3 protein-coding genes are annotated in these 3,799 nt (G+C 69.0%); 2 read left to right on the top strand and 1 reads right to left on the bottom strand.

Annotation, left to right across the window (positions count from 1 at the left end; all coding sequences use genetic code 11):
- Positions 1-1,255: oligosaccharide flippase family protein (locus tag HUU96_RS13020; RefSeq protein ID WP_174293190.1), on the bottom strand; the 1,255-nt coding region annotated here is incomplete at its 3' end.
- A gap of 98 nt (positions 1,256-1,353) precedes the next feature.
- On the opposite strand from HUU96_RS13020, the gene HUU96_RS13015 reads away from it, so the two are divergent.
- Both HUU96_RS13015 and HUU96_RS13010 read left to right on the top strand, forming a co-directional pair.
- Positions 1,354-2,853, top strand: a complete 1,500-nt coding sequence (locus HUU96_RS13015) for a DUF6418 domain-containing protein (RefSeq protein ID WP_174293189.1) — start codon at positions 1,354-1,356, stop codon at positions 2,851-2,853.
- Positions 2,854-2,860: 7 nt separating this feature from the next.
- The coding region (locus HUU96_RS13010; RefSeq protein WP_174293188.1) for a glycosyltransferase at positions 2,861-3,799 on the top strand (939 nt) is incomplete at its 3' end.

Genomic DNA, 3,799 nt, shown 5'->3' with positions numbered 1-3,799 from the left:
CGATCCCCGCCGCCAGCAGCGCCGGTGCCAGCGCGCAGGCGAGCCGACGCAGGCCCAGCCCGGTCAGCGCCACGATGAGCGCGATGAACGCGAGGCTCAACAGCGTGATCGCCACCGTATAGGCGTGGACCAGCGCGGTCAGGCCGTAGGGGAGCGACACGACGAACGTCGCGACCAGCACGAGCGTGTTGACGACGGTAAGCGCGAACTGCGCCCGCGCGCGCCCCGCGACCATCAGCAGCACGCCGTTATACGACGCGATCGCCTGCAGCGCGCCCGCCGGAGCGAGCCAGGCGACGATGCCGGGCACCCCCGCCCAATGCTGTGACAGCAAGGCGTGGACGGGAAAGGCCAGCCCGAAGGTCAGGTACAGCATCGCCGGCACGACGACGAGCGCGGTCGCCGACAGCACGCTTTCGACCATCGCCCGCGCGCGCGGGCCGTGCGGGTCCTGCCCGCGCAGGGTGGCGAGCAGGATCGCGCTGGTCGGCCAGGTGATCGCCATCAGCGGTGCCAGCATGAACTGATAGGCAAGGCCATAGACCCCAACCGCCGCCGCGCCCAGCCACGCGCCGATCAACAGATTGTCGCTGTTGCGCGCCAGGAAGTTGAGGATGTTGCTCGCCAGCACCCAGCCGCCAAAGGTCAGCAGCGCGCCGAGCTTGCCGAACGCGGCGTTGGGGCGAAGCTCGCCGCGGACGTTCCACCAGAAGGCGCTGACCCGCATCGCCTGGACCAGCAGGTTGTAGAGGACCAGCGACCACACGCCCGCACCGTGCCACGCGGCGACCAGTCCCGCCGCCGCGGCGACCGCGATCGACACCGCCTCGATCCGGGCGATATGGGCATAGCGCAACTCGCGCTCCAGCAGCGCGCGCGGGGTCGCCGCCGTGATCGACAGGACGACCACCCCCGCCATCGCCGCCATCACCGGCGCGAGCCCGGGCATGGCGATCGCTCGCTCCAGTGGCCAGGCCCCCGCGGCCAGCAGCAACGCGCAGGCAACGCCGCCTGCCATCATCGCTCCCATCGCCGCGCCCGCTTCCGCGCGCGAGAGAGTCGGCGCGCGCACGATCGCGCTGGTCATGCCGAGGTCGGTCAGCATCGCGACCAGCACGACGAACGGCGTCGTGAACACCACCAGGCCATAATCGCCGGGGTGGACGAAGGCCGCGATGGCGATGTTCATCCCGAACTGGATGGCGTTGCGATAAAGGCTCAGTCCCGACATCGAGACGATATTCTTGGCCAGCACGGCGTTTGCTCCCGCGGCTTCGGCCTGACCATGGGAGCGCATCGCCGCCTGCGTCATTTGAGGCACGGCGCGGTCCAACGCCGGCCTAGAACATCCACATGGTCACTCACCAACGCGGCGGCGCGGCCGTGGCGGCTTATCCCCAGCTGCCGCCGGACGCCGCCTTGCCGGTGGGCGGCATCGTCGCGCTCGTCGCCATGCTCGCGGTGAACTGGGCGTTGGCGGCCAGCCTTGCGAGCCCGTTCCTGTCGTGGACGTCGCTGCTGCTGCTGGGCTGGCTGCTGCTGCTGCTCGGGCGGATCAGTCCCACCGGGCTGATCCTGCTGCTGCCGCTGGTCATCACTCGCGGCGCAACCACCGTTTCGCTGCTGGTGATCGAGGCCGGTGCCTATATGCCCGAGGTCAACCGGCTGGGGGAGCCGGGCGACGCCAGCGCCTCGTTCGTCGCGTTCACCGCGCTGTTCTTCCTTGTCTTCGCGCTGGTGTTCCGCCGCTTCGAGCGAGCGTTCCTGGCCTATGCGCGCTCGCCGCTGCTGGACGACATCGTCGCGCTGCTGGGCTGGCCGGTGGTGGTGCTGTTCATGGCGCTGGGCGCGATGGCGGTCCTCGATGGCCTGCGCGGCGGTTTTCCGCTGCTCGCCGGGGTCGATCGGTTCCTGTACCGGCGGGAGTATAGCAGCCAGCTGGTGCTGATCCTGCTAGACAACAAGTTCCTGTTCGCGGCCATCCTGGGGGCGGTAGCGTTCGCGCCGCGCTATCGGCCGTTGCTGAAGACGGCGGCGGTGCTGACCTTCCTCGGCCTCACCGCGTTGTATTTCCTGTTCGGCGACAAGTTCTTCACCATCCTTGCCGAGGTGGCTTTCTTCGCCATGCCGCTGCTGCTGGCGCGGCGGGGGCGGTTGGCACCGACGCTGCTGCGCCTCGCCCCGCCGGTCGCGGCATTGCTGTGCGCGGCGCTGGCGGCGACCATCTATATCTATTCGGGCTATGGTCGCCTGCCGATCGGCCGCACCGTCGCGCTGGTGGGGGAACGGGTCGCGGGCCAAGGTGAACTGTGGTTCGTTGCCAGCCATGACGCGCGCCGCGCGACCAATTGGGACGCGCATCTGGTCGAGCGCAACATCGACACGCTGGACGACAAGTCGCCGCCCGCCTCGGCGTTCGCGAACGGTGTCGAGACCTATTATTTCATCCAGCGCTATTCACCCGCCAAGCTCGCCGCCAGCTTCCGCAAGAACCAGGGCTGGGTGCAGCTGACGATGGGCACCGAGGCGATGGCGCTGGTGATGTTCGGCTATGTCGGCGTCGCCGCGATCATGGCGTTCCTCGGCGCGCTGGTGGCGTTCGCGGCTCTGTACCTGCGCCGGGCGTTCGTGTCGGGGTTTCCGCTCAGCCTGTTCTTCGCGGTGTGGACGTTCCTGCAGATATATTTCTCGGTCCAGCAGGCGTCGCTGTGGAGCATCGCCGCGCCGGGGCAGATCAATCGCCTGCTGCTGTTCGTGACGATCGAGATCGTGCTGCTGGCGGTGAACCGCGCGCAGATCCTGTCGGCGCTGGGGCGCGGGCGCGCGGCGGTGTTCACGCGACGGGTGGCCTGACCCGGTCGTGCGCATCCTCCATGTCAGTTCGGTCTATCCGCCGCACGTCGTCGGCGGCGCGGAAAAGGTCGTCGCGATGCTGGCGGAGGCGCAGGTCTCGCGTGGTGGGTACCAGGTCGGGGCCGCCTATCTGACCCGCGATGCCCAGCCTCCTGGCGACCGCCACGGCGTCGCGGTGCTGCCGCAGCGCAGCCGCAACCTGTTGTGGATGGAGGACGTGTTCGCCAGCCCCCGGCCGCTGCGCACCGCCAACAAGCTGGGCCAGCTCGCCAATTATCGCACGGCCGCCGACTTCGCGCGCGCGATCGCCAGCTTTCGGCCCGACATCGTCCACACCCATTCGATGGTCGAGCTGCCGCCGATGATCTGGTCGGCGATCCGGGAGGCCGGCGCGCGGTCGGTGCATACGCTGCACGATTATGACCTGATCTGCTCGCGCGCGTCGATGTTCCGGGGCGGCGCGACGTGCGAGGCACAGCATTTGTCGTGCCGAATCACCGCCGCGTGGAAAGCACGTTTCGCGGGCCGGATCGATGCGGTGGCGGCGGTGTCGCAACCGGTGCTCGACCAGCATCGCCGCTTTGGACTGTTCCGCGATCTGGACGATCACCAAGCGCGAGTGATCTGGAATGCGGTGGACGTGCCCGGCGATCACCACCGCCCGCCGGCAAGTGGAGACATGGTGTTCGGCTTTCTCGGCCGGCTGGTTCCCGAAAAAGGCATCGAGACGCTGCTCGCCGCCTGCCGCCTGCTGCCCGCCACCGGCTGGCAGTTGCGGATCGCGGGCAAGGCCCAGGAGGGAGACGCCGCCTATCGCGCCCTGGCCGGGGACATGCCGGTCAGGTTCCTGGGGTTCACCGATCCGGGCGGCTTCCTCGACTGGATCGACGTGCTGGTGGTCCCGTCGATCTGGCGCGAGCCGTTCGGGCTGACCGTCGTCGAGGCG

It is taken from the genome of Sphingomonas bacterium (genome assembly GCF_903644135.1).
In the GTDB taxonomy this organism is placed as follows: domain Bacteria; phylum Pseudomonadota; class Alphaproteobacteria; order Sphingomonadales; family Sphingomonadaceae; genus Sphingomonas.
The sequence above is the reverse complement of the archived record's forward strand: the minus strand, read 5'-3'. Positions and strand labels throughout refer to the sequence as shown.

Excerpts from the sequence above, each read along its gene's own strand:
- HUU96_RS13015 (WP_174293189.1), top strand. The coding sequence starts at position 1,354 with ATGGTCACTCACCAACGCGGCGGCGCGGCCGTGGCGGCTTATCCCCAG.